The organism is Methanobrevibacter ruminantium (assembly GCF_016294135.1).
In the GTDB taxonomy this organism is placed as follows: Archaea; Methanobacteriota; Methanobacteria; order Methanobacteriales; family Methanobacteriaceae; genus Methanobrevibacter; species Methanobrevibacter ruminantium_A.
This window is the reverse complement of record NZ_JAEDCO010000010.1, coordinates 19321-44318: the sequence shown is the minus strand read 5'-3', so window position 1 is coordinate 44318 and position 24998 is coordinate 19321. Positions and strand designations below refer to the sequence as shown.

Genomic DNA, 24998 nt, shown 5'->3' with positions numbered 1-24998 from the left:
TTTATTGATTCTCTTATTTATTGGTTCTATTTTTTCTTTTTTCGATTAATTCATCTTAATTATCTTTATTTATCTTTATTTTCCTTATTTGCCTTTTTATCTTTATTTATCTTTATTTTCCTTATTTGCCTTTTCTTCAAAGAAATTTAATGCTGAACAAACTGGCCTTCCAGTTTGAATGAATTCTATGCTTATGTCATTGCCGTTTATTTCCATCAATGCCACTGACGGGTCAGATAATCTTGGGTTTGTCGGACTTCCAGGATTGACTAAAATGACATTTTTAATCTTTTCAAGCTGTGCAACATGTGAATGTCCGCTTACAAGGATATCCACTTCCAATTGCAATGCATGGTAATATAATTGTTGTGTGTCTCCTCTTGGATAAACTTCTCCATGTATTACTCCAATCTTATGGCCTTCCGCTTCTATGATTTCAGAAGGTGGGAGATCAATCTCCCCATGAACCCTGTCCATATTTCCTTCAACAGCAACTACAGGCGCTATTGCTTCCAATTCATCTATAACGTTTTGGCTGGTTATGTCCCCTGCATGAATAATCAAGTCAACACCTTCAAAGGTTTCCAAAACCTTTTGGGGAAGCTTAATTCTTCTATCTGGAATATGGGTGTCTGATATTAATCCAATTAACATATTTTCACATTCAATAATTATGAATTCAAAACAATTTGAAATGAATTAGTTATTAATTGTTTTCATCTAACAATAATTACTTTGTTTTATATTGATTATATAGTTTATTAGAAAATTGCTTAGAAAATCACTGTCTTAATTCATTCATTTTTGATTTTCTTTGCATTTTTTAGTTTCATAATATATGAATAAAAATTTAATAATAAAACTTTATAAGTTTATAAAAATATAATATAATTATTGATAAATAATTTTTATCTTTAAGTTGATTTCTGAAAAATATTAGTTCAGGAGATTAAAAATGGGAAAAGTTAGTAAAGAAAAAATATTGGAGATTTTAGAAGGGTATGATAAAGACAATATCACTATCGCAACTTTAGGTAGTCACACCTCTTTACATATTCTTAATGGTGCTAAACAAGAAGGATTTAGAACTGCTATTGTTTGTGCAAAGGGTAGAGAAGTACCTTATCAACGTTTTGATGTTGCAGATGAATATATCATCGTAGATAAATTCGAAGACATTGTAAACGAAGATGTTCAACAAAGATTAAGAGACATGAACGCAATTGTTATTCCTCACGGATCCTTTGTAGCATACGCAGGTTTAGATAATGTTGAAGATAAGTTCAATGTACCTATGTTTGGTAACAGAGACATCTTAAGATGGGAAGCTGAAAGAGACTTGGAAAGACAATTGCTCGTAAACGGTAAAATCAGAATCCCAATGAAATATGATGACCCTGCTGAAATTGACCGTGCTGTAATGGTTAAATTCCCTGGAGCAAGAGGTGGAAGAGGATACTTTGTAGCTTCATCTCCTGAAGAATTTAATGAAAAAATCGATGCAATGAAAGAACGTGGATGGATTGAAGATGAAGATGTGGCTCAAGCTCACATTGAAGAGTATGTATCTGGTTGTAACTACTGTATCCACTACTTCTACTCCGCATTGAATGATGAAGTGGAACTTATGGGTATGGACAGCAGATATGAATCCAGTATTGACGGATTTGTAAGAATGCCTGCTAAAGATCAATTATCCATTGACATTAGCCCATCTTACGTTGTAACCGGTAACCACCCAGTTGTAATGAGAGAATCATTGCTTCCACAAGCATTTGAAATCGGTGACAAATTAGTTAAAAGTGCTGCAGAATTAGTAAAACCTGGTTTAAACGGTCCATTCTGTATCCAAACTCTTGTAAACGATAACCTTGAAGTTGTTGTATTTGAAACAAGTGCAAGAACTGATGGTGGTACAAACACCTTTATGGAAGGTTCCGCATACAGTTACCTCAAATATGGTGAAGGTATGAGTATGGGAAGAAGAGTTGCACGTGAAATTAAAATGGCACTCGAAAACGGCGGATTTGAAAAGATTATTACATAATCTTCCAACTTAGAAAAAACATTTAGAAAAAGTTTGATTAAAACTTTTTTCAACTATTTTTTTAAAGTTTTTATTTCTTTTTTTAACTTTTATAACTTTTTTACTCTTTTTTTATTAATATTCAATTATTCATTAATTATTCTAATATTTCTGCTATTTTTTAATATTTTATAAAATTAGAATATGTATTTTAGTCTAAGTCTTTAAATTAAAAAATAGCTATTTATTGAGTTTAAAAAATTATAAAAAAATATTTTATAAAAAAAGATTTTAGAATCCCAAATGGGATTCTAATTAAAATAAAAATTATTTTTTCCTTCTGCCTTTTGGAAGGAATAAGTTAGTAATGTTCTTTTTGACATTACCCGTATCTTCGAATTTTTTCTCTTTTTGTTTGATAGGAACATTTTTAGTTCCTTTGCTGCCTTTTGCAATGTCATATTCCTCTTTAGCTTTTGCTCTTTCTTGGTAAAGGTAAGCTCCGAAGAATGCCATCAATGCACCAAGTCCAAGGACTGCAACACTTGTAATCAAGTCTCCCATTTCAGTTGGCGTGTATGCTCCTAAAAATCCTGCAAATGTCAAGTATAATAGTGGTGTTGCACCAACAATACCTAAAAGAACACCTTTAAGGTAGGATTTTGCTTCATAACCAATATAAAGAGGACCAATAGCTGCAAATGCCATTAAAAGATCTATTCCATATTGGGTTGCAACAAGTGGGAAAAATGCATATGCTGCTGCACCGAAAATCAATGATTTTAAATTTATGTCAGGTAAATTAGAATTTCTATTCTTTTTTACTTTAGGTTGTTTTGCCTTTTCTGCATCTACCATTAAATCACCTAAAACTTTAAGACTATATTCATATCATAATTTTAATTTATTAAAAATTAATATTGTCTATTTATTTTTCTAAATTAAATTTTTATTTCTCATATAATTTAAATTTTAATATTTTTTTTAAAAAATCAGTATAAATTGATAAAATCGAAATAATAAAAGTGAAAAATGTTTAAAAGGAAGAATAGTTAATAAAATAAGTAAATTGCAATGATAAAATAAAAAAAGAAAAGAAAGAGAAAAATTTAAAAAATTTAATTTTTCTGTTTAGTTAAAGCTCCACCGAGAGCACCAGTTATTCCCATAGTGATCATATATTTGATTATATTGTAGATAATCACAAATAAGCTTGAAACTCCAGAAACGGTGAATCCAGTAAGCCCTCCAAGAGGTCCCATCAATGCGGTTCCACCTACGGTAACAAGCAGTATGAATAGGATTGATGCCACAATTGTTCCGAATGCTCCTGCAAGTGCCGCATTCCACATTCCTCCGAATATTCCTTCGTGAGCTATGTATCCGACAATGAATCCCACGATTAAAAGACCCCAGAATTCATAACGTCCAAAGAATAAGTAAACGACTAATGTCAATAGAAATCCTATTAGAACTGAACTCATTTTAGCCATTTTATCACCTCATTTTAGATTAATTCTTTAATTATAATAATCTCTTTTTTATTATAATTTTCACGTATTTAAGTTTAGTTATCAAGTATTTAAACTTTGCTTTTTAATTTATTTTAATTTATTTTACTTTATTTTAGTTTATAGAATTTATTTTAGTTTATTTTTAATTTTAATTTTAATTAATTATTAGTTGACTAATAATAATCATTTCCCATTTGCTCTTTTATCTTTTCTATAACTGCCCTATGCATCCTTTTGGTAAATTCTGATTTATCGTTCTGCTTTAGGACTTCCAAGTATCCTTGTGATACAAGATTAAATGCAAATGGGCTTGGGATTATTGTATTTATTGTCTTGATTTCCATTTCACCACTTGAAATCCATGAAATGACCCTTTTAGCATTTTTAATGTCCATATAATCTTCAGTGGCTTCCCTTCTGGATTCCTTGAGTATTGGGAAATTATTGTCCATTTCCTGAATGTACTTGAGCAATATTTTTCCTCTAACTTGCTGCCTTCCTACAGACTTTTCATGCCCTTTGTATCTTCTTAAGGTCATGAGGGATCTTCCAGCGCAATGCCTGAATCTGCTTGCCAATGTTTCGGTTTTGTCAAGTGACCTTATCAGTATGTTTTCAAAGTTGTTAGGATTCAATCTTTCCAATGCTTCCAATGCTCCCATCTTGCCCTCTGAGCTTAAATAGAATCCATTGTCTGTAATTGAGATTGTAATGTTCCTCTTGTTTCTGTCACTTGCCACATAAGCCACTGCCCTTGCAAGCGCATCATTTGTCTTCCTTCCAAACAAGCTATGGAAAACAACGAATTTTCTTCCTCCAAATCCTGTGTAATACTCAACAAGAAGCTTTTGTTTGTGAGGTATTTGGGCATAGAGGAACTGTTCATTGAAGTATTCATAGATTGAGTTTGCTGCAAACTCATCAACATAAAGGTATTCATGAAGGAATTCCATTATTTCCTCTTTAGATCTTCCATACTGGAACTTGCTTTCAAGAATGTATCTAAATCTCTGGATGTCTACTGCAAGGTCAAATGCAAGAGGCAATTGCTCAGAATACCATGAAGGGATTGTAGGAGGTCCTGATGCTGGAGAGACATTTATGGTCATTCCCTTTCCATAATTGAATTTGTATGTTCTTCCGCCAAGAACAAAGCTGTCACCTTTTTTAAGCTTTTCCATAAAGTCCTCTTCAACCTTACCTATTGGCTCCCCATCACATTTCACGATTACTGCAGAATGGTCAGGTATGGTTCCAATGTTTGTGGAATAAAGCATCCTTGCTAATTTTCCCCTTTTTCCAAAGGTGTTTTCCTTATAGTCTATCCAGATTTTAGCATAAACGTAACGCTCTTCAAGTTCCACATACTCTCCTGCCAAATAGCTTAGGACATCTTCATAGTCATCCCTTTCCAGATCCTTATAGCAATAGCTTTTTCTAATCACATCGTAGGCATAATCGATGTCCCAAGGGTTTTCTATTCCCATTCCATAGATATGTTGTGAAAGCACATCCAAGCAGTCCTTAGGGATTTTTATGTTGTCAATTTTTCCTTCCTTAGCATTTTTCAAGAGAACAGAACATTCTACAAGTTCATCTCTATCTGTAACGATTATTCTTCCCTTGGACTTTTCATGCAATCTGTGGCCGCTTCTACCGATTCTTTGAAGAGCCCTTGAAACTGATTTCGGTGAGTTGATAAGTATTACAAGGTCAATGTAACCTATATCTATTCCAAGTTCAAGTGAAGTTGAGGATACAACAGCCCTAAGCTCACCTCTCTTTAGTTTTTCTTCAGTTTCCAATCTTGATTCCTTTGATAGGGAAGAGTGGTGTGCCATAATGTTGTTGCTATTGAAATGTTCTCCGTAAAGCTTTTTGAGGTTGTAAACATAGCGTTCTGTAGCGCTACGGGTATTTGTAAATATCAAGGTTGTCTTATGTTCCATCACTAAGTCATCGATTAGGGCATAAGTTGCCATTCTCGTATCCTCATCATCAGCTATTACAATATCGTCAACTGGAGAGATAACTTCTATATCCAGTTCCTTCAGATAATTGATATCAACTAGGATACAATCCCTTTCCACTCCGTATTCATATCCTACAAGGAATCTTGCAACTTCTTCAAGAGGGCTTACTGTAGCGGATAATCCAATCCTTGTAAATCCCCCAATTAGATGCTGCAATCTCTCTAATGATAGGCTTAAGTGAACTCCCCTCTTGTTTTCAGCCAATGAATGGATCTCATCAACAATCACATACTTTACATGTGATAATTTTTCCCGGAATTTAGGCGCGACAAGGAGGATTGATAATGTTTCAGGTGTTGTAATCAGAATATGTGGGGGGGACTTCAACATCTTTGTCCTTTGATATTGGGTGGTGTCTCCAGTTCTAACTGCCTTTCTGATTCCTAATGGCTTTTTAGCTATTTTCTCTATTTCCCTAAGGGGCTGGTCAAGGTTTCTTTCAATGTCATTGTCCAATGCCTTTAGAGGAGATATGTAAATGCAATAAACCTTATCTTCAAGTTCCCCTTTATCTGCAAGTTCAGTCAGTTCATTAATGACCGATAGGAATGCAGTCAATGTCTTTCCAGATCCTGTTGGTGATGAAACAAGTATGTTGTTCCCTTTATGAATTTCAGGAATCGCTTGTTTTTGTGCAGGTGTAAAGTCTTCAAAGATATTCTCAAACCACTGCTTCACATAAGGGTGGAGATTATTATAGATTTCCTTTTTTGAATAGCTTTTAGTTTGTTTTTTTATCATATTATCAATCTTTAAATCTTATTGGTGTGTTGTGTTATTTTAAAATAGTTACCATTTATTTATGTAATTTATTTATTTTATAGTTTAGTTTTTACTTATTCAAATTAATTTAAATATTAGTTTTAACTTAAATATTATTAAATTAAGAATTAAGTTTAGAAATTAATTTTAATTCATTGATTATTTTAATTATTTTAGTTTTATGAGGATTTATTATGGTAGGAAATTTATCAATTGAAGAAGCTATTGAAGCATTGAAGGATGAAGATGTAGCGACTAGAAAATCAGCTATAGCAAGTTTGGAAAAGGTGAATGATGAATCTATTATCGATCATTTGATTCAAGCTACTAAAGATGAAAATGCTCAAGTGCGTTTTAAAGCTGCAGAAATCTTAGGTAATATGGGAGATGTGGCTGTAGATAAATTGATTGAAGAGTTTGCAAATGCAGAAGGAAAGGATAAACGATTTTTAGCGTTTGCGCTTAAGGAAACTGAAGATGCAAAGGTAATTCCTTATTTCGTAGAATCCCTTGATGATGAGGATTTCGGTGTTAGAAAAGTTGCTGTAAGGGCTTTAGGTGAACTTCAAGCTGAAGATGAATTGGATAGCATTGCAAAATGTCTTGAAGATGAGGATTGGGGTGTAAAGTTAGCTGCAGTTCAAGCTTTAGGAGATTTAGGAAGTGATGAATCCATTAAGCTCATCAAACAGGCAAGAAAGAATGAGGATGACAAGGACTTCAAGAAATCCTGTAATAAGGCAATTAAAAAAGCTGAAAAAAGGAAAAAGGCAAAGGCCTCTGGAAAAGCTATTGTTAAAGTCATTCCTATGAGCACCATTAAGGAAATGGAAGCGGCAAATCTTAAAAAGGCAATTAAGGAATATGAAAGGTATGTTGAATCAAAACAGCCAAAAGATGCTCCATATAAAAGATTATGTGTTCTCTATAGAAAGGAAAATGATTATGACAATGAAGTAAGAGTCTTGGAAACAGCATGTGAAGTGTTTGCTGATACTGAGAAAAAATTAGCTTACTTTGAAAAGAGATTAGCAAAATTAAAATAAAATTAAAAAATAAATTAAGATAAATTTTAATTATTTTTATTATTTTTATTAATTTGTTTTCTCTTTTTTAATATTTTTTTTAAAATTAGTGCCTATTTTTATAATTTTTATTTTTCATGAAATTTCATGTTTATTTCATGAACATATTTTATCTTATCTATTTTTTCTTTATTTCGTATAAATCAGTTCTTCTGTTCTTTAAAACAGGAATCTCTTCTCTTATCCTTTTTATTTCATCCAAATCTATTACAACGATTTTTAATTCTTCACTGTAATCCAATTCTTCAATCACTTCTCCCCATGGATTTACTGCTATGGAATGTCCATATGAGTTATAGCTTGCATTCTCATCAAGTGCTGGTGCAACTCCAATTGCATAAACTTGATTGTCCAATGCTCTTGATCTAAATAAGAGTTCCCAATGTGTAGGGCCTGTTGTCAAATTGAAAGCCCCTGGGAAAATTAGTATTTCAACACCATTCAATGCCATGATTCTTGACAGCTCCACAAATCTTATGTCATAGCAGATTCCGATTCCAAATCTTGCCGAATCTGTCTTTATAATTGTGAATTCATTTCCTGCACTTAATGTGTCTGATTCCTTGAAATAGATTTTTCCTTTAACATCAATGTCAAATAGGTGCATTTTCCTATGCTTTCCTAATTGTTTCCCATCATTGTCAAAGAAAACTGCAGTGTTGTATATTGATTCTGTTTCATTTTCATCATCTCTTTCAAGTTCAGGTATGGATCCTGCCAAAACATGAATGTTCTCTTCTTTTGCAATCTTAGCTATTTCCTTTAAGGTTTGACTATTCTCCAGTTCTTCAGCATATTCTATGAATTTCTCATTTTCATATGGGCAGTTAAACATTTCAGGAAGAACAGCCAAATCTGCTCCTTGCTCTTTTGATTCCTTAATCATTTGAATGGCTTTTTCTATATTCTTTTCCTTATTGTCCACCACATTCATTTGACAAAGAGCTATTTTGATTGAATTCATGTTTGTTTCCTCGATAGTTAATGATAAAAATTAAAAATAGGTTAATATTTAAAAATTATAAAATTAAAAAATAAAAAAATTAAGAAAAATAAAAAAGAAAAAATATTTATTTTTAAGCGGAAGTTAAAAATAAAAAAATTAATAGATTAGTTTTAAGCTATTTCTGCACCGTCTGCTGCATCAATTTCTGTTGTTTGAAAACTAATACTATTAATCATATTTTGGATTTCAGTTGTATTCAAAGCGCTTATGTCTTGATTACTTGATTTTCCATTGTTTATGACAAAGCTGTAGTACACTCCATCACGTAAGGTACAGTAGTATCTTGAATATCCTTGGTCTGCAGTGCTGATTGTCATTCTCAAGGATGGAATTCCACCTATATCAACAGTTTCAGCATCTAAGACCTCCCCATTTAAGGATTGTGATGTTGCGTTAATGTCACTTATGATCTTTTCATAGGTAATGTCATCACTTTGAATTGTAGTGAATCCAATTAATGTGTTGTCTTTAGTTTTAAATGCAATATCGCTGGAATTGCTGTTTCCATCGGTATTGTTGTACATGGACCAGTTTCCAGAGTAATCAAAACTGATTATTCCATCTGAATAGTTCTTAACTTCATCAGTGGTTTGGTTTTGTAGTCCATTAAGTCCAATTCCTGCAATCAATAGAATGATTATTGCAAGTATTGCAACAATTGCAATTTTTCTAATGTTTAGGTTGGAACCGCCGTCTGATTTTTTAGTGACTTTAGGTTCAGCTTTCTTCTCTTTTTTAGGAATTTTAATTTTATCTTTCTTAGGGATTTCCTTTTTAATTTCCCTAGTGATCTTTTCAGTTTTTGCAGAACTGAATTTCTTAGCAGGGTCTTTGATTCCCTTATCTTTTTGCTTGAATCCTTCAGTTGCAGTTTTGCTGAATGAAGGTTTAGTACTTTGAGCTTGAGTGTGACTTTTTTGTTCTTTCTCTCTAGAAACACTACTAAATTTACTTAAATCGAAGCTTCCTAACTTGCTAGATAATCCTTTTCCAAAGCTAGATGAACTGCCGGAGAATATTGAATCATTTGTGCTAGTGATTACTCCTGGTTTGAATTTTCCTTCTAACTTAGGATGTCTAGCATTTGCTTCAGATTTTGGAGGAAGTTTAGCACCACAGTTACCACAAACTGGTGCACTGTCATAACTTGCATTTCCACACTCTTGACAATATTTTACCAAATTTTAACCTCCTACTCAATAGATTAAAAATACTTATAAAAATTCTTTAATATATTATAATATATACTAATATTAATCTTTATATTTAATCTTATATTTAAAATTTAACATATTTTAAGGATATTTTTAAGAAATTAAGGTAAATTATTTTATTTAGTAATTAGAAATTAATATTTAATTGAAAATTTTTAAAAATAATCTTTTAATAATCTTTAAGAATAATGTGATAATATGGCTGAAGAAAAAGAAATTAAATGTGACAATATCAATTATGCAGTTTATAAAATTGAGGATTGGGAAAATGATTATGAAATAAACATCATTGGAACTGCAAGAGAAAAACCTGTAACTCAACCAACTTTGGATCATATGCTTAAGCAAATGGAACATATAAGAGTGTCTGTATTTGAGATTGGTGGAAAGGAAGTCAATGGAATGATTGGATTAGGCATGCAGCTTAATCAATCCATGCAAAAAAGGGATTTGGATGAGCTCATTCAACAGGAAGAAAAAGAGTATCAATCAATTATGGAAGAATTGAATGCTATTGAATTAAAATCCGCTGAGGACACTATTTCTTTAGATACTGATGAGTATGTTATTTATAAATTGGAGTATGATGGACATACATTATCTCCTAAGCCTTATAATGATTATGCTATAAGGCATCAAAAGGAAGAGATTGAACGTCTTAAGAAAGAAAGCGGACAAAAATTCGTTTTAGATCTCTAATTATTATTAAAAAAAGATTTTGAGCTTTAATATTCTAAAGCTCATTTAACTATTTTTATAAAATCAATATTCCTAATCCTTCGAGGAGTATTTTTACACCAAGCAAGATTAAGATAACTCCTCCAAGTATTTCGAACTTGTCTCCAAAGTAATATCCTATTTTTTTACCTAAATAGAGTCCGATTATTGTAAATATGAATGCAGTGACCCCAATCATGATTACTGGAATCAGGATATCTGTTTTTAATACTGCATAGGTTATTCCAACTGCAAATGCATCTATGCTTGTAGCTATTGCAAGCAATGTCAATTCCTTAAATGAAAATTTATCGGATGAATCCTCTTCTTCATCGCTGGAGAAACTTTCCTTTATCATATTTGATCCAATCAAAAGAAGAAGGATAAATGCTATCCAAGGGGCAAAGGTAGTTATGAGCCATTCCAGCTGAATTCCACCTAACCAACCTAAAACAGGCATCAATGCCTGGAATCCTCCAAAGAATATTGCAAACCACAAGACTTGGCTTTTGGTAATTTTCTTCAATGTGAATCCTTTTGTAAGTGAAACGCTGAATGCATCCATTGCCAATGCAATTGCAATGAGTAATGTTGAAATAAAATCCATAATAATCAGTACGTGTTTAATTGATGTTTTGAAAGTTTTATAGTATCAAATTTATTTATTCATTTTTATCCGAAAGCATCTAAAGTAACTTTTTTATCCTTTTTAAGTTCTCTTGGAGGTTCTACAGCTACAAATTCGATTCCTTCCTCTTCAAGAAGCTCAAGTGCATCATCACCTATTGAAGGCGCTACAAGCAATCCTCTGATTTTCTGCTTTTCTCCAGTTTCGCCTTTGATTTCCTTGTTTTCCCTATTTTCAAAGTCAGACAAGTATCTTCTGATTTGTTTTACTGCAGCTATTCCTGCCTTACGGGCCTTCAATTCTAAAATCATTAGGTTTCCTTCACTATCATTTCCAAGAATGTCAATGAATCCGTGCTCTGTTGCATATTCCCTTACGCTTGGACGGAATCCTTCCTCAATTATGTGAGGCTTTTCCCAAATCATGTCACCCATATCCTTTTCATAGCCTGCTCTTTCAAGCTCTTCATAATCTTCAATTAGGTTATAGTTAGCGTAATGGACTTTTCTTACCTCAACTTCCAATCTTTCAGGAGGGCTGCGCCTATGACTTTCCAAAAATAGTATTTCATCTTTGATGTAAGCTCTTGGTCTTGATTTAGGAGGTTGCCAATTGACTGGATCCACTTTATTGTCCTGATGAATCAGGAAGCATCCGTCTGGCTTCATCATGATTATTCTTTCACCATAATCAAGTTCACTTAATGCACGGCCTTCATAGCTGACTCTACAGCATGCAAAAAGAAGTATGGTTGCCTTTTTCCTAAAGCCTTCCTCAATAAGATCATAAGTCTCTTCATAATTAGGATTTTCTAAAATTTTGTATTTCATTTTATCAGTTTTAAGTTTTATAAATAGTAAATTTTTATCAAATAGTTTGTTTTATTTTCAATAATCAATATTTGTTTTTATTTTTTATAAATTTAATCAATTTATTACTTTTTTATGAATTTTTCAAAATTAGCAATATCCTTAAAAATTAGTAATATCCTTAAAATTTTATATAGGACTATGTATATATTTATAATAGTTAGGAAATGATTATTATGGAAATGAATGAAAATGTTGAAATGATTACCGGAGACCCTAAGAAAGCTATTAATAAGCTTGCTTGGCCTATGATAGCAAGTATGTTTTTAATTTTCTTAAACAATATTGTGGATAGTATTTGGGTAGCAGGATTAGGACCTGCTCCTTTGGCAGCACTTGGATATGTAACTCCATTGTTTATGGTGCTTGTAGGATTTGGAAATGGTATAGGTGCTGGTGCAACATCTCTTATTTCTCGTTATATTGGTGCTGAAAAAAGAGATGAGGCAAATAATGCAGCTATGCACTCTGCTATTTTAAGTGTAATTGTTTCATTGATTCTTACAGTATTTTTCCTTTTATCTTTAGAATCCCTATTAAAGATAATGGGTGCAAGTGATGTATTGAAATATGCTATGGATTATGGCATAATTGTATTCGCTTTCACTGCTCCAATTTTAATCCCTCCTATTTTTGGAGGGGCATTTAGGGCAGAAGGAGATGTAAAAAGAGCCACTTTGCCTATTGCTATTGTAGCTATTATCAATATGGTCTTAGATCCAATATTCATTTACACATTTGGTTGGGGAGTTTCAGGTGCAGCTCTTGCAACAGGTTTATCTCCTCTATTTGCTATTCTAATGATGTTATACTGGATTTTCATTAAGAAAGATACATACTTATCATATAACAAGAAAGATTTCCATAATAATTTTAAAATGTATAAGGATATTCTAGTTGTAGGAATTCCAGCAAGCTTGGAACAATTGATCATGGCAGCTCTTGCAGTTACAGTCAATTATATGCTCACTTTGGTTTCAGGTTCAGTTGCAGTGGCAGTTTATACTGCAGGATGGAGAATCATATCCTTAGGTTTGCTTCCAGCTATTGGTGTTGGAACTGCTGCAATTACCGTTGCTGGTGTTGCATATGGTGCTAAAAAGTATGAAAACATTAGAACTGCTTGCAGATATTCCGTTAAGCTAGGTCTAATCTCATCCATTATAGTTTGCATATTGCTCTTTGTATTTGCAAATCAGGTGGCATTCATATTCTCATATTCAGAGGCAAGCTCACATCTTGAACCGTTGATTGCTTCATTCATACAATTGATGTGCCTATTCATATTGTATGTTCCATTCGGTGCAAGTGCTGGAAATGTATTCCAAGGGCTTGGAAAAGGAACAACTTCCTTTATTTTAACCACATTCAGGGAATTTGTACTTGTATTGATATTCGCATATCTTTTAGGATTTGTATTCAATATGGGAGAGCGTGGAATTTATTACGGTATGCTTTTAGGCGGTTTCCTTGGTTCTGTAATAGCTTATGGATACATTGAACTCTATGTGGACAGATTGATTAATGGAAAAGTTAAAGGAAGTGACATTTAGCTTTAACTTTTCAAATTCATTTTTTTTCTTTTTTTTGATTTGTATTCTTTAAAAGTCATTTATTTTATTTAAAATACTTAATCTGGTAATATAAACTTTTTTAAATGATTTTATACAAATTAATTAATAGAAAAATATTTTATAATTTTATTAGGTGGTTAATTTAATATGCAAAAAGTAATTAATTCTCATTGTCACATTTATCCAGATAAGATTGCAGCAAAAGCTGTAAAGGGGATTCGTGATTTTTATGACCTTCACATGTCTTTAAATGGGACTGTAAATGACTTGATTGAAGACGGAAATAAGGTTGGTGTTGTTCATTATCTTATCCATTCAGTGGCAACAACTCCAAAGCAGGTTCAATCAATCAATGAATTCATCAGTTTTGAGGTCAAATCCCATCCAGACCTTTTTACAGGTTTTGGGACATTGCATCCTGATAGTGAAGACATTGATGGTGACTTGGATTACATTATTGAACTTGGCCTTAAAGGTGTGAAAGTTCATCCTGATTTCCAGCAATTTGCCTTAAATGAGGAAAAGGCATTTAAGATGGGAGAGGCAGTCAATGAAAGAGGATTGCCAATCATGATTCATTGCGGCGATTTCAGATATGATTATTCAAATCCTGAACATTTAAAGCCTTTCCTTGAGAAGTTTCCAGATCTCACAGTTATTGGCGCTCATTTTGCAGGATGGAGCATGTGGGAAAAGGCAACAGAAGAATTAGCAGGAACTCCTAATCTCTTTGTAGATTGCAGTTCAAGCTTATATGCATTGTCTCCTGAAACTGCAAAGGATTTGATTCATGCATACGGTGCAGATAAGGTCTTATGGGCAACTGATTTTCCGATGTGGGAATCAACAAGTGAGATGGAAATGTTCAATAAAATTGATTTAACTGAAGAAGAGCGAAATTTAATTCTTTATGAAAATGCAGCTAAACTTTTAGGTTTAAAATAAAAATAAGCGCTAAACGATAATATTTTGTTAAGTTGCTATTTTCATTCTTACTTTTTCTTATTTTTCTAATTTTTATGGTTGATATCATGTTTGATGTAGAAGCTATTGAAGCAGAGTATTTTACTTTAGATGAGTTTAAATTCAATAATGGAGAAGTCTTGAAGGATGCAAAAGTTGAATACATTACCTTTGGAACTCCACAGTATGATGAAAATGGAATCATTTCAAATGCTTTAATTTACTTCCACGGTTCAAGTGGCAGCTGTTACTCTGCAAGACGCATTTCTGAAGATATGGGCAGTGGAGAGATATTTGATACAGATAAATTCTTCTTCATTTCAGTCAGTGCTCTTGGCTGTCCAGGTTCTGCAAGTCCCTCAACAACTGGTCTTATGAATAGGTTTCCAGAGTATGATATTGAAGATATGGTAAACTTCCAAAAGCAGTTCATTGAAGAGAAATTCGGAATCACTCATGTGAAAGGGCTAATTGGAAACTCAATGGGTGGTTTTGAAGTCTTGACTTGGGGATGCGTTTATCAGGATTCAGTTGATTTCATCATTTCTCTTGTAAGCAGCTTTAAGGTAGGTGGACATAACTTTGCATTAAGCAAGATCATGAATAACATTTTGGAATCAGATCCTGATTATAATGATGGAGCTTATGATTTGCCGCTTTCAGACTCATTGAAGAGAAGCTTAAAGCTTTCATCAGATGCAATGTATTGCTATGGATTGTCAAGAGAGGAATACAGAAACAACATGACAAATGAGGAAATTGGCCTTGCTATGGCGGAATTTGCAGAGGAAAGCTTAGAGGAAGATCCTAATGATTTGATTTATATGAATAACTCTTCTCTCGATTATGATTTGACAGACCAGTTGGAAAATATAACTGCTAAAGTATTGATTATAGCTATCAATCAGGACCAATATTTCCCACCAAATCTTGATGCGATTCCAATGAGCAAAATGATTAAGGATAACAAATTGCTTATTTTTGACTCTTGCATGGGTCATGTTGGCTCTAATGAATTGTTTAAGGTAAAAGATGATTTGGAAGAGTTCATAAAGGAATTTAGGAATAATTAATCAATTATTTGATTTTACTGATTTTTCATTGATTTATTTAATTTTTATTTAGAATTTATTTAAATTTTTATTTAGAAAAATATTATAATTTAAAAAAACATAATTTAATTAAGAGATTAAAAGGGATAAATATGTTAAGCGTTAAAGTTGAGGATTATGGCGAAACTGAAGATCAAATGCACTATGTAACTTATAGGGTGTCTGATTTAACTGAAAAGGAATTGGATTTTTTATTGAATAACTTGGAAGGGGAAACCATTGTGGAAGATGGTGATTTGCTCTTAAATATATTCTATTCTAGAAAATTCTTCCCATTTGCTTCAGATGATGCACATTTTAAACTTGAAGATTTCATTAAAAGGGAAGAGATTGAAATGACTTATTTCATTGCAAGCTTCTTGGAAGACATGAATTAAGTTCTAACCATAAAAGTTTTAATTATTTAAAAAAAGTTTTTTTTTTTATTTGTTAGTTTTTATTAAAATTTTAGATTCTATAAAAAAAGAGAAAATGATAAAAAGAAATATTCTTTTTATCTGATGTTTATTTACTATTTTTATTTAGATGCTTCCAGCATTCTTTCTACAGCATTGGTTGATTTTTCAGCTATTTCTTCAGGGACAATAATTTTAGGTTCTTCATTGATTAGGCAGTCCCTTACTTTTTCCAATGTGTGGAGTTTCATGGTTTTACAAATAGCTCCTTCAAGCAATGGGTAGTATGTTTTGTCTGGACATTCTGATTTGAGTCTTGTAATCATGTCAACTTCAGTTCCAATGACAAATTCCTTATCTGGGCTATCCCTTACATGGGCTAGCATTCCACCAGTACTTAAGACATGATCTGCAAGTTCTTGAACCTCTTTGTTGGATTCAGGGTGAATTAAGATTTCTATGTTAGGATATTTTTTCCTTGCATCTTCAATATCTTCCTTGTGGAATAGCTTGTGAACATAACAGTGGCCGTCACCTGGAATTGGAATGATCTTTTTGTCAGTAAATGGCTGTACGTATTCTCCAAGATTGGTGTCTGGTCCAAAGAGAATTGTATCCTCTTCTAAACTTGCTACAACCTTTTTGACATTTCCAGAAGTACATAGAATGTCTGATTCCGCTTTTGCTTCACCAAGACTGTTTACATATAAGCAGACTGCTGCATCAGGATATTTTTCTTTTGCTTCTCTGACTTCTTCTCCAGTAAGCATATGTGCCATAGGACATTCTGCATCAATATCTGGGATTAGAACTTTCTTATCCGGGTTTAGCATATATGCAGTTTCTGCCATAAAGTCTACTCCGCAGAAGACAATGATATCTCTGTCTTCCACTTCTGCAGCCTTATTACATAATTCTAAAGAGTCTCCAAGGAAATCAGCTATTTCCTGGATTTCTTTTGGTTGGTAGTTATGTGCGAGGATAATCGCATTCTTTTCTTCTTTCAATTGAATAATTTCTTTCTGTAATTCATTCATTTTTAACCCTCTTTACAATGGGATTATTAAATAATTTAGTTGTTTATATTATCTTTATTCTTCTTACTTAAAAAATTAACTATTGTTATTTTCTATAGTTTATCTATTTTTCCTGTTTTTTATACTCATCAATCAGTCTATTGATATTTTCCAATATTGTCACTTTACCGCAATCAGTGTATTTATATTCTGTAATCCAATAGCTTACCTCAACTTTAGGGCCCCATTCCGTATAGTCCTTTGAAAAGATTGTGGTTTTGCCACTTATGACCCAATTGTATTCATACATGATCTTATCAAGCGCTTCTTTGAATTCTGGGATATTCATTCCATGAGGCAAAGTCGCTATGATTCTTAGCCTGTGGTCTTCAGTTGGCTTATACATCTTGTAGATGTTTTTGCTCAAGACAGAGTTAGGGATTGTTATCTCAAAGTTGTCTTGATTTATCATTATTGTATTTCTAAATCCGACTTTCTTGATGGTTCCCTTAAAGTTATTGACTTCAATTACCTCTCCAACTTTGATTCTTTTATCGCTGATTACAAAAACTCCGGAAATGAAGTTAGAAACAATATCCTGTGATGCAAAACCTATTGCAATACCTACAACACCTAAACTGATTAAAATGCTTTCTAAATTGATTCCGAGAACATGCAATATCCATGCAATGGCTACAATAATCACTGTGTATTTCACTATGTCCTTAAATAGGTAATGGGCGGTGAGATTCAAATCGAATTTCTGCTCGAGTTTTGTAAGAATTTTATCTCCCACTTTTATACATATAAATCCACCTATTATAATCAGTAGAATATATATGATATTCTCTAAATGAAAGAGATGAAGCAATGCGTTCAATATTTGGGTTGTGTATTTCATTTTATCTTCCTCTTCCAGTCTTTTTAATCATTGTTTACAGTAAGTATGTTCTTGAAATTTATTGATGTCTTGTCTTTGCCAATGTTTATTTCAGTAAAGTCATTAGCCACAATGGTATTTTCAAATATTTCTTTTGCTTCATTTTTTATGTTTAAATCACTTGTATACCTTGTGCTTATGTGAGTCAAGACCAATAGCTTAACATTTGCCTCTTTAGCTATTTCTGCAGCTCCCTTTGATGTGGAATGGCAATTTTCAATTGCCTTGTCCTGGTCTGCATATTCATATGTTGCTTCATGAATCAAGACATCGCTTTCTTTAGCAAGTTCAATAAGATTTTCACAAGGCCTTGTATCTCCAGAGTAAGTGACTTTCTTTCCAGCTCTTGGAGGTCCCAATACCTGTTCTGGCTTGATGATCTTTCCATCCACTTCAACTTCCTGGCCGCTATGAAGCTTTCCAAAGGCAGGGCCTACGGGAACACCAAGTTCAATAGCCTTTTCTCTTAAGAAGCGAGGCTTTTTCTTTTCATAAATTGAATAAGCTATATTCGGAATGTTGTGTTCAGCAATGATTGACTTGATGATGTATTCATCAGTTTCCACAACCACTCCTTCATCGATTTCATGAATATTGATTCTAAAGTTTATCTGGAAAAATCCATAGTTGGAAATCACGCCTATAATCTTTTCCAATCCTTTAGGCCCATAGATGTCCAAATCATTTTCTCTTCCTCTAAATCCCATGGATTGAATGAGTCCTGCCAAACCGAGGATATGGTCTCCATGATAGTGGCTGATGAATATCTTGTCTATTTTCATGGGACTTATTTTAGCGTAAGTCAATTGCCTTTGTGTTCCTTCCCCACAATCAAAGAGCAGTGTGTCCTTAAAGTATTTCAAAATGATTCCTGCATGGTTCCTATATTTTGAAGGCACTGCAGATGAGGTTCCTAAAAATGTAATTTCCATAAAATCACTTAAATTAAATTTTTCAGCTATTCTAAGATAGAATTAACCAGATTAAATAATTCTTTTGTCTTATAATTTATATTTTGTTAATCTACATATATATAATTGATTTAAATATATAAAATATATTAATAGTTTAAAACATATATTATTGTAATTGATATTTGATTTTTTATAATTGTTTTCAATAATTTTGGTGTAAAAATGGATGAAATTATAAAATACATGCTTAGAGAAGATGAAGGTTTTGGAGATATCACTTCAAATGCATTAATTCCAGAAAATAAGATATTTTATGCTAAATTGATTACTAAAGATGATGGAATCCTTGCAGGAATTGAAATCATAAAGGAAATGTTTTCAGACTATGGCATTGAAATCATCTCCTCTAAAAAGGATGGGGATGCAATTTCCAAAGGGGATGTCCTTTTAGAGCTTGAAGGAAATGCTCGAAAGATTCTTCTTTTGGAGCGTACTGCACTTAATTTGCTTATGAGAATGTCTGGTGTTGCAACAATAACAAACAGGATAGTCAAAAAGGTTCATGATGTGAATCCTAAGATAAGGGTTGCAGGAACCCGTAAGACTGCGCCTGCACTTCAAAAGTATGATAAGCTAGCTATTTCCATTGGTGGTGGAGACCCTCACAGATCTGCATTGGATGACATGATTTTGATTAAGGACAATCATATTGCTGTTGTCGATTCAGTCAAAAAGGCTCTCGAATTGGCTAAAGAGAACAATAGCTTTTCCAAAAAGATTGAAATTGAAGTGGAATCAACTGAAGATGCAATAATTGCCTGTGAAAATGGTGCAGACATTGTAATGTTTGACAATATGTCTCCAGATGAAGCTCAAGATACCTTAAATGCTTTAGAGGAAAATGATTTGAGAAAAGATGTATTGATTGAGATTTCCGGTGGAATCACTGAAGACAACATATTGGATTATGCTCCATTGGATGTTGACATCATTTCATTAGGTTCAATTACTCATCAGGCAAGCAGCTTGAATTTCAGCTTGGATATGGATTAGTTTGATGGATTTATTTCCTTTAGTCATATTGGAATTTGATAATTTTTTAAATTTTTGTTTTATTGGATAAAAACCTTTTCGGCTTATTGGCTTATGGATAAGTTTATATGCCTTATTGCTTAATATAAATATAACTTTTAATATGAGGTGAAATTATGGCAAATCTTGAAAAGAGTATAGAAGAAAAACTCACTGAAGTATTTAAAGGTGAATTTGAAAAGGAAGATTTTGAATTGAATTATCTCATAACTGATGATGTAATCACTTTCTTCTTCCCAATAGCAGAAGGAAAAGAGCTTTCACTTGATTCAATCGAAAAGATTTCAAGCATTATCGATGGAAGATTTGAAGGTTCCAATATTGTAAACCAAGAATACAGGTATGCATTCAATCTGGATCCTTGTGCTGACTAAAATTATTGGTTTTTAAAATAAAATTTTATTTATTTCTTATTTATTATTTTTATTATTATTTTCACATCAATTTCATTCCCAATTTTTTGCTGTTTTTTAAATTTTTAAATTTTTAAATTTTTAAATTTTTAATATTTTTTATATTTTTTTCATATTTCACTTTGTTTCAGGAATAGTATATTATTCCTATTTTTTACAACAATTTTCATTGATTTTTCAATTAATAATTTTTATATTTTTCACATAATTCATAATTTTAAAAAAGGGATTTTTCAATTTTTATAAGCTATCAAAATTATTGACTTTTGCTATAATTATTCATATGGTTATAGAGTAAACTATATGAAAAAATAATCATAAAATTAAAATAATGCGATACCTTTATATATTCCTTTAAACAAATATATTATTACATCTAGATAAGCAAAGGGATTTTTTAGATTCTAAATCAATTTTTATTAAAAAATAAAAATAATTTCTTATCTAAATTTACATTTCACTTGCTTTTATGATTTATTTAAAATTTAGATAAATTTTATTAATATTAAAATTTTTATTGTAATTTTCATACTTATGATAAATTTTTATGAACTAATTATTGCATTAGCCAGTTAATAATTCAGTTGTAATCAATTATTAATAAAATTTATAATATTTACTATGGAGACGTTATTATGGCTGAAGAAGAAATCAATAATGTTGAAATCGAAGAAGAGGAAGATGAATACTTACCTTTCGCTAAAGCAGAAGTTGTTCGTTTAATGAAACAAAACCTTGATGATGACAAAATGATCAGGGAAAGAGTAAAAGTGGAAATGAACAAGTTTTTAGGAGACATCCTCAAGCAAGTTTGTGAACAACTCAATGAGTACCCATACACAACCATTGAGTACGAAATGCTTAAAGAGTCAACCTATCCATACACTAACATCAAAAGAATCAACCAAGAAAAAGAAAGAATTTTATTACACTTAAACGCTATTAAAGCAGATTGTGATGCATTAGCTATGGATGTTCAAAAGACTCTCAAATTAAAAGATGTCGTAGAGGAAGATGAGTTCACTCCATTATCTATGACAAAACAAGAAGAAGATGAAGAAGAAATAGAAGAATAAATCTTCTAATTTTCTTATTTTTTTATTTTTAATAATTTTATTTTTAATATTTATATCAATTCAATTTTAACTACTTTTTTTAATTATTTAATTTTTTTAAAATTTTAATTTTTCAAATTATTTAATCTTTTAAAATTTTCACTATTTTTAAATAATTAATCAATTACAGTATAACCTGTTTTCAGATTTTTAAGTTCCTCATCAGTTAATGGCTCAGTCTTTGCACGAACATCCATGATTTTGCTTTGTCCGAATGGATCTTCGATAAGCAAGAGAGTTTCAAGCTTACCATCTAAAATCTTGTGCAGGTTTTCAAGAACAATCTTTCCATTTTTTTGAGAGGTTTCATCTGTAAACATATTCAATGCCCTTTCAGTTGCTTCTATGAATCTTACAATAACTCCTTCAACATTTGAGATGTATCCTTCAGACTTTGGACCAGGTTCAACTTTGATTCCAACTTCTGGAAGTGAAACTGTAGCTGACTGGGATCTGACCACTCTTGAGTCCAAAGATTTTTTGGTAATTAGCAAACTATGTTTGGCAGGGTCTTTCTGTTCAGTTGCCAAAACATCATTATGTCTGAATCCACATTTTTCACATTGTATGGTTGATTCAACAACCTCTCCAAAATAAGCAAGTTCATGAGTTTGAGTAGTGTAAGTTGCAGTTCCTTTTCCTCCACATACTGGACAATCCATTTTCATTTCTGCACTTTTTCCAGTTGTAACATCATCTGTGTTCATATTAATTCTCTCCTTTATTAATTTTCATACTTGTGCAATAGCTATTGATAATTATTAAGTCTAAATCGTATAATTTGAATAGTTGATATTAACTATCTATTTTAGATTTCATTGATGTAGATATAGTTAACTATATTTTAAAAACTAATTAATTTTCAATATTTTTTTATTTTCTATAATATTTTTTAATTTTCTATAATATTTTTATTTTTTTAATACTTATAATTTTTAATGAATTTTACTTAAATTCAGCATCCTAATGAAAATTTATCAAAAATATTAATTTAATAAGTTTTATGCTAATATTTATTAATAATAATAAATATATAAATACATTAGGATAAATTCTATAATGTTGGATATTGTATTATTTATTGCATTAGTATTTAATATATTTTATTTGAAAAAATTCAATGTTTAACAATTTATCATATTATATTTTTATCAAAATTACACAATTTTTAAAAGAGGAGTGATCACTTGTATTCTATAAATTCTGTTGAAGATCTTCAAGAATTAAATCCTTATATTATAGTAGGATGTGGAGGTGGAGGAGAAAAGTTCTCTAACCTCGAAGGGATTGAAACAGTAGGATTCCTTGATGATAACCCTGCAAAACAAGGAAAACCTTTCTGTGGTCTTGAAGTGGCATCAAACTTATCAGATTTATTTGAATCTACTGAAGCAAATACTGTAGCAATCATGTTGCCTATTGGAGCTGAAGGAACCGCTTTAAAATATGCAGTTCAAGCATTGGCAAATGGTAAGAATGCAGTTGTTTCATTTAGATCTTTATCTTTATCTGAAAATGAATCTTTATTAAAACTTGCTGAACAAAATGATGTTTGCATTAAAGAGATTAGTCCAAGATTGGATGTTGTACGTAAAATATGTGGTGTAGCACCTGAAAAATGCTGTGAAGTATTGCCTAAAATCTCATATGAAGCAAAGGCACCTGTTATCTTTGTTGGAGGTACTTCCCAAGAATGCGGTAAAAGAACCACTACCAAATCCTTAGGAATTGAAGCTATGAAAAGAGGAATGAAAGCTTCAATCATTTCCACTGATGAAATGGGATTGGAACAGCCTACTGCATTCAACTTCAGAGCAGGAAGCTTATCTGCAATGGACATTCCTTCAGCTATCTTAAGTTCAATCAAGTATGTTGAGGAAAATGACCAACCGGACATTATCTTTATCGAAGGGCAATCAAGCTTAACTGAAGATGGAAACCCTCACCCAAGAGGATTGTCTGCATGTATCCTAATCGGTGCAGACCCTGATGCAGTTGTTGTAGGTCACAGACCAAACCACCCATATCGTGAACCAAGGGGTATCGATTATGAGGTAAAAGCTATTGAAGCTGTTGTACCTACCACTAAAGTCGTCGGATTATCCATTAACTTAAGAAATGCTGATGAAGACATGACTTTAGAAAGCTTTGAAGAAAAATACGGCTTGCCTGCAGCAGATATGTATTCTGGTGGAGCAGCAAAAATATTGGATGCAATCTTAGAATATTTGGATAAAAATTAATTTTTAGTCATTTATTCTATTTCTTTTTTATTATTCTTTTAAATCTTTTTTGAATTCTATTTTTTAAATCCATTTTTCTTAAAAAAATAATAACTTTTATATCTATAAAAAAATATATACTTTAATGTAACAAAGTTTAATTTATTAAACTTTTAAATTAATAAACAAATTTTTTATAGAATATTATAAAATTTTTAAAATTTTTTTAAATTTATTTAAAATTAATTTAATCAATTTTATTTATCGAATTTAATGGAAGATCAAAATGAGTTTTACTGATAATTTAAAGAAAAGCCTTGGTTTTGAAGAAGATGACTTTGGCAGTGCATACGGAATTAGCGATTATGGAGAAGATGAATTTTTTGAAGAGGAATTCACTAGCATTTCTCCAGAACAAACTTTTTATGAAATCGTTTTAATCAGACCAAAATCCGTTGATGATATGGATTACATCTTTGACCAAATCGTTGAAGAAAACAATCCTGTAATTCTTGATTTAAAATTCCTTGAAAAACAAAGTCAAAAAGACTTCAGACAAGCTGGAGAAATCTTAAAGATTTTAAGACACCAATATGGTGCAGAAGCAATCTTGCTTTCACAATCTGAAGACAAAAATCTAATTATTGTAACTCCATCCAGAGTTAAATTAGTTAGAAAAGATTAATTGGGACAATACTCATATTGTTTTTCCTATTTACTTTTCTTTTTCTATTTTTTTAATTTTTTTCAACTATTTTAAATCTTTTTTTATAATTTTTATCAATTATTTAATTTTTTTAATTTATTATTTTCAATTTTACTTTTAGGGTGGTATTATGAGTCATGTGGAAAGATCAGCGGAATTATTCGGATTGAATTTCAATTGTGCACAGGCTGTTTTTGCAAGTTTTTCTAAAGAATTTGGAATTGATGAAAAACAGGCACTTAAAATTGGTGGATGCTTTGGAAGCGGAATGCGTAAAGGTGAGGTTTGTGGAGCATGCACTGGTGCATTAATGGCTTTAGGATTAAAGTATGGTCAAAGTGAAGTCGGGGATGCCGATAGCAAACTAAAGTCTGATGATGTTTGCGTTAAATTCCTAGAGGAATTTGAATCTAAAAATGGTTCTTATATATGCAATGAATTATTGGGATGCGATATAAAAACTAAAGAAGGAGTGGAATATGCAGTGGAAAATAAGCTTTTTACTGAATTATGCCCTAAAATGGTGGAGTCTGCTACATTGATTGCAGAAAAATTAATTAAGGAATAATTATTAAGTTATTCCATTCATTAAGATTTTTTTATTTTTTTTTTTTTTTTATTTATTTATTTATTTATTTTGCTATTTAAATATTGAAAAAACTTTTGATTTATGATAATTTTT

25 protein-coding genes are annotated in these 24998 nt (G+C 31.6%); 13 read left to right on the top strand and 12 right to left on the bottom strand.

Annotated features, from left to right (window positions below; genetic code table 11):
- Positions 1-102: 102 nt before the first annotated feature.
- Positions 103-654 carry a metallophosphoesterase gene (locus VW161_RS04030; protein WP_304085549.1) on the bottom strand — a complete coding sequence of 184 codons (552 nt, stop codon included), beginning with the start codon at positions 652-654 and terminating at the stop codon, positions 103-105.
- Positions 655-955: 301 nt separating this feature from the next.
- On the opposite strand from VW161_RS04030, the gene VW161_RS04025 reads away from it, so the two are divergent.
- Positions 956-2047 (top strand): formate--phosphoribosylaminoimidazolecarboxamide ligase, encoded by a 1092-nt coding sequence (locus VW161_RS04025; RefSeq protein ID WP_304085551.1) that lies wholly within the window; start codon positions 956-958, stop codon positions 2045-2047.
- Positions 2048-2353: 306 nt separating this feature from the next.
- Here the strand turns inward: VW161_RS04025 and VW161_RS04020 are convergent, their stop codons facing one another.
- The 3 genes from VW161_RS04020 to VW161_RS04010 all read right to left on the bottom strand — a co-directional run bounded on the left by VW161_RS04020 (position 2354) and on the right by VW161_RS04010 (position 6314).
- Positions 2354-2884 (bottom strand): hypothetical protein, encoded by a 531-nt coding sequence (locus VW161_RS04020; RefSeq protein WP_304093333.1) that lies wholly within the window; start codon positions 2882-2884, stop codon positions 2354-2356.
- A 260-nt stretch (positions 2885-3144) separates the two neighbouring features.
- A complete protein-coding gene (locus VW161_RS04015) occupies positions 3145-3519 on the bottom strand; it encodes a DUF5518 domain-containing protein (protein WP_325192734.1) in 375 nt (124 codons plus the stop codon).
- Between the two features lie 194 nt (positions 3520-3713).
- Positions 3714-6314: an ATP-dependent helicase gene (locus VW161_RS04010; RefSeq protein WP_325192733.1), complete on the bottom strand. Its 2601-nt coding sequence runs from the start codon at positions 6312-6314 to the stop codon at positions 3714-3716.
- A gap of 215 nt (positions 6315-6529) precedes the next feature.
- Here VW161_RS04010 and VW161_RS04005 point away from each other — a divergent pair, with 215 nt between their 5' ends.
- On the top strand, positions 6530-7381 hold the full coding sequence (locus VW161_RS04005; RefSeq protein WP_304103216.1) for a HEAT repeat domain-containing protein: 852 nt from the start codon (positions 6530-6532) through the stop codon (positions 7379-7381).
- Positions 7382-7538: 157 nt separating this feature from the next.
- On the opposite strand, the gene VW161_RS04000 is transcribed toward VW161_RS04005, so the two are convergent.
- Together VW161_RS04000 and VW161_RS03995 are read right to left on the bottom strand one after the other, a co-directional pair.
- Complete coding sequence (locus VW161_RS04000) at positions 7539-8384, bottom strand: carbon-nitrogen hydrolase family protein (RefSeq protein WP_325192732.1); 846 nt, start codon at positions 8382-8384, stop codon at positions 7539-7541.
- Between the two features lie 152 nt (positions 8385-8536).
- Positions 8537-9607 (bottom strand): hypothetical protein, encoded by a 1071-nt coding sequence (locus VW161_RS03995; RefSeq protein ID WP_304103209.1) that lies wholly within the window; start codon positions 9605-9607, stop codon positions 8537-8539.
- Between the two features lie 231 nt (positions 9608-9838).
- Between VW161_RS03995 and VW161_RS03990 the strand changes: the two genes are divergently transcribed.
- Positions 9839-10339 (top strand): hypothetical protein, encoded by a 501-nt coding sequence (locus VW161_RS03990; protein WP_298535243.1) that lies wholly within the window; start codon positions 9839-9841, stop codon positions 10337-10339.
- A 55-nt stretch (positions 10340-10394) separates the two neighbouring features.
- On the opposite strand, the gene VW161_RS03985 is transcribed toward VW161_RS03990, so the two are convergent.
- Positions 10395-10964, bottom strand: coding sequence for a manganese efflux pump MntP (locus tag VW161_RS03985; RefSeq protein WP_304085565.1), 570 nt, complete (start codon positions 10962-10964; stop codon positions 10395-10397).
- A gap of 65 nt (positions 10965-11029) precedes the next feature.
- Positions 11030-11815, bottom strand: coding sequence for an endonuclease NucS (nucS, locus tag VW161_RS03980; RefSeq protein ID WP_325192731.1), 786 nt, complete (start codon positions 11813-11815; stop codon positions 11030-11032).
- A 215-nt stretch (positions 11816-12030) separates the two neighbouring features.
- Here nucS and VW161_RS03975 point away from each other — a divergent pair, with 215 nt between their 5' ends.
- From VW161_RS03975 to VW161_RS03960, 4 genes are all read left to right on the top strand, one after another.
- The gene (locus VW161_RS03975) at positions 12031-13407 is read left to right on the top strand and encodes an MATE family efflux transporter (RefSeq protein ID WP_304094177.1); all 1377 of its coding nucleotides are present in this window, start codon (positions 12031-12033) and stop codon (positions 13405-13407) included.
- Between the two features lie 168 nt (positions 13408-13575).
- Positions 13576-14373: an amidohydrolase family protein gene (locus tag VW161_RS03970; RefSeq protein WP_304085571.1), complete on the top strand. Its 798-nt coding sequence runs from the start codon at positions 13576-13578 to the stop codon at positions 14371-14373.
- An 86-nt stretch (positions 14374-14459) separates the two neighbouring features.
- Positions 14460-15464: an alpha/beta fold hydrolase gene (locus VW161_RS03965; protein WP_325192730.1), complete on the top strand. Its 1005-nt coding sequence runs from the start codon at positions 14460-14462 to the stop codon at positions 15462-15464.
- Positions 15465-15595: 131 nt separating this feature from the next.
- Positions 15596-15880 (top strand): DUF5750 family protein, encoded by a 285-nt coding sequence (locus VW161_RS03960; protein ID WP_304085575.1) that lies wholly within the window; start codon positions 15596-15598, stop codon positions 15878-15880.
- A gap of 140 nt (positions 15881-16020) precedes the next feature.
- Here the strand turns inward: VW161_RS03960 and nadA are convergent, their stop codons facing one another.
- The 3 genes from nadA to rnz all read right to left on the bottom strand — a co-directional run bounded on the left by nadA (position 16021) and on the right by rnz (position 18786).
- Positions 16021-16935 (bottom strand): quinolinate synthase NadA, encoded by a 915-nt coding sequence (nadA, locus tag VW161_RS03955; RefSeq protein WP_304085577.1) that lies wholly within the window; start codon positions 16933-16935, stop codon positions 16021-16023.
- 103 nt (positions 16936-17038) lie between these two features.
- On the bottom strand, positions 17039-17815 hold the full coding sequence (locus tag VW161_RS03950) for a mechanosensitive ion channel family protein (RefSeq protein ID WP_304085579.1): 777 nt from the start codon (positions 17813-17815) through the stop codon (positions 17039-17041).
- Positions 17816-17838: 23 nt separating this feature from the next.
- On the bottom strand, positions 17839-18786 hold the full coding sequence (gene rnz / locus VW161_RS03945) for a ribonuclease Z (protein WP_325192729.1): 948 nt from the start codon (positions 18784-18786) through the stop codon (positions 17839-17841).
- Between the two features lie 204 nt (positions 18787-18990).
- Between rnz and nadC the strand changes: the two genes are divergently transcribed.
- The 3 genes from nadC (at position 18991) to VW161_RS03930 (ending at position 21349) form a co-directional block, all read left to right on the top strand.
- Positions 18991-19821: a carboxylating nicotinate-nucleotide diphosphorylase gene (nadC, locus tag VW161_RS03940; protein ID WP_304085583.1), complete on the top strand. Its 831-nt coding sequence runs from the start codon at positions 18991-18993 to the stop codon at positions 19819-19821.
- A gap of 155 nt (positions 19822-19976) precedes the next feature.
- Positions 19977-20234 carry a hypothetical protein gene (locus VW161_RS03935; RefSeq protein WP_304085585.1) on the top strand — a complete coding sequence of 86 codons (258 nt, stop codon included), beginning with the start codon at positions 19977-19979 and terminating at the stop codon, positions 20232-20234.
- A 674-nt stretch (positions 20235-20908) separates the two neighbouring features.
- Positions 20909-21349 (top strand): hypothetical protein, encoded by a 441-nt coding sequence (locus VW161_RS03930; RefSeq protein WP_298537872.1) that lies wholly within the window; start codon positions 20909-20911, stop codon positions 21347-21349.
- A 155-nt stretch (positions 21350-21504) separates the two neighbouring features.
- Here VW161_RS03930 and VW161_RS03925 read toward each other — a convergent pair whose 3' ends face one another.
- Positions 21505-22095 (bottom strand): ZPR1 zinc finger domain-containing protein, encoded by a 591-nt coding sequence (locus VW161_RS03925; protein ID WP_304085588.1) that lies wholly within the window; start codon positions 22093-22095, stop codon positions 21505-21507.
- Between the two features lie 480 nt (positions 22096-22575).
- Here VW161_RS03925 and VW161_RS03920 point away from each other — a divergent pair, with 480 nt between their 5' ends.
- The 3 genes from VW161_RS03920 to VW161_RS03910 all read left to right on the top strand — a co-directional run bounded on the left by VW161_RS03920 (position 22576) and on the right by VW161_RS03910 (position 24884).
- Positions 22576-23631: a DUF1611 domain-containing protein gene (locus VW161_RS03920; RefSeq protein ID WP_298537866.1), complete on the top strand. Its 1056-nt coding sequence runs from the start codon at positions 22576-22578 to the stop codon at positions 23629-23631.
- A 265-nt stretch (positions 23632-23896) separates the two neighbouring features.
- Positions 23897-24295 (top strand): cell division protein SepF, encoded by a 399-nt coding sequence (locus VW161_RS03915; RefSeq protein ID WP_304085590.1) that lies wholly within the window; start codon positions 23897-23899, stop codon positions 24293-24295.
- A gap of 151 nt (positions 24296-24446) precedes the next feature.
- On the top strand, positions 24447-24884 hold the full coding sequence (locus tag VW161_RS03910; protein ID WP_304085592.1) for a C-GCAxxG-C-C family protein: 438 nt from the start codon (positions 24447-24449) through the stop codon (positions 24882-24884).
- Positions 24885-24998: the final 114 nt, after the last annotated feature.

What these genes read in the sequence shown, in the direction of transcription:
- VW161_RS04030 (WP_304085549.1), bottom strand. Translation starts at nt 654, where the DNA reads ATGTTAATTGGATTAATATCAGACACCCATATTCCAGATAGAAGAATT.
- VW161_RS04025 (WP_304085551.1), top strand. Translation starts at nt 956, where the DNA reads ATGGGAAAAGTTAGTAAAGAAAAAATATTGGAGATTTTAGAAGGGTAT.
- VW161_RS04020 (WP_304093333.1), bottom strand. Translation starts at nt 2,884, where the DNA reads ATGGTAGATGCAGAAAAGGCAAAACAACCTAAAGTAAAAAAGAATAGA.
- VW161_RS04015 (WP_325192734.1), bottom strand. Translation starts at nt 3,519, where the DNA reads ATGGCTAAAATGAGTTCAGTTCTAATAGGATTTCTATTGACATTAGTC.
- VW161_RS04010 (WP_325192733.1), bottom strand. Translation starts at nt 6,314, where the DNA reads ATGATAAAAAAACAAACTAAAAGCTATTCAAAAAAGGAAATCTATAAT.
- VW161_RS04005 (WP_304103216.1), top strand. Translation starts at nt 6,530, where the DNA reads ATGGTAGGAAATTTATCAATTGAAGAAGCTATTGAAGCATTGAAGGAT.
- VW161_RS04000 (WP_325192732.1), bottom strand. Translation starts at nt 8,384, where the DNA reads ATGAATTCAATCAAAATAGCTCTTTGTCAAATGAATGTGGTGGACAAT.
- VW161_RS03990 (WP_298535243.1), top strand. Translation starts at nt 9,839, where the DNA reads ATGGCTGAAGAAAAAGAAATTAAATGTGACAATATCAATTATGCAGTT.
- VW161_RS03985 (WP_304085565.1), bottom strand. Translation starts at nt 10,964, where the DNA reads ATGGATTTTATTTCAACATTACTCATTGCAATTGCATTGGCAATGGAT.
- nucS (WP_325192731.1), bottom strand. Translation starts at nt 11,815, where the DNA reads ATGAAATACAAAATTTTAGAAAATCCTAATTATGAAGAGACTTATGAT.
- VW161_RS03975 (WP_304094177.1), top strand. Translation starts at nt 12,031, where the DNA reads ATGGAAATGAATGAAAATGTTGAAATGATTACCGGAGACCCTAAGAAA.
- VW161_RS03970 (WP_304085571.1), top strand. Translation starts at nt 13,576, where the DNA reads ATGCAAAAAGTAATTAATTCTCATTGTCACATTTATCCAGATAAGATT.
- VW161_RS03965 (WP_325192730.1), top strand. Translation starts at nt 14,460, where the DNA reads ATGTTTGATGTAGAAGCTATTGAAGCAGAGTATTTTACTTTAGATGAG.
- VW161_RS03960 (WP_304085575.1), top strand. Translation starts at nt 15,596, where the DNA reads ATGTTAAGCGTTAAAGTTGAGGATTATGGCGAAACTGAAGATCAAATG.
- nadA (WP_304085577.1), bottom strand. Translation starts at nt 16,935, where the DNA reads ATGAATGAATTACAGAAAGAAATTATTCAATTGAAAGAAGAAAAGAAT.
- VW161_RS03950 (WP_304085579.1), bottom strand. Translation starts at nt 17,815, where the DNA reads ATGAAATACACAACCCAAATATTGAACGCATTGCTTCATCTCTTTCAT.
- rnz (WP_325192729.1), bottom strand. Translation starts at nt 18,786, where the DNA reads ATGGAAATTACATTTTTAGGAACCTCATCTGCAGTGCCTTCAAAATAT.
- nadC (WP_304085583.1), top strand. Translation starts at nt 18,991, where the DNA reads ATGGATGAAATTATAAAATACATGCTTAGAGAAGATGAAGGTTTTGGA.
- VW161_RS03935 (WP_304085585.1), top strand. Translation starts at nt 19,977, where the DNA reads ATGGCAAATCTTGAAAAGAGTATAGAAGAAAAACTCACTGAAGTATTT.
- VW161_RS03930 (WP_298537872.1), top strand. Translation starts at nt 20,909, where the DNA reads ATGGCTGAAGAAGAAATCAATAATGTTGAAATCGAAGAAGAGGAAGAT.
- VW161_RS03925 (WP_304085588.1), bottom strand. Translation starts at nt 22,095, where the DNA reads ATGAACACAGATGATGTTACAACTGGAAAAAGTGCAGAAATGAAAATG.
- VW161_RS03915 (WP_304085590.1), top strand. Translation starts at nt 23,897, where the DNA reads ATGAGTTTTACTGATAATTTAAAGAAAAGCCTTGGTTTTGAAGAAGAT.
- VW161_RS03910 (WP_304085592.1), top strand. Translation starts at nt 24,447, where the DNA reads ATGAGTCATGTGGAAAGATCAGCGGAATTATTCGGATTGAATTTCAAT.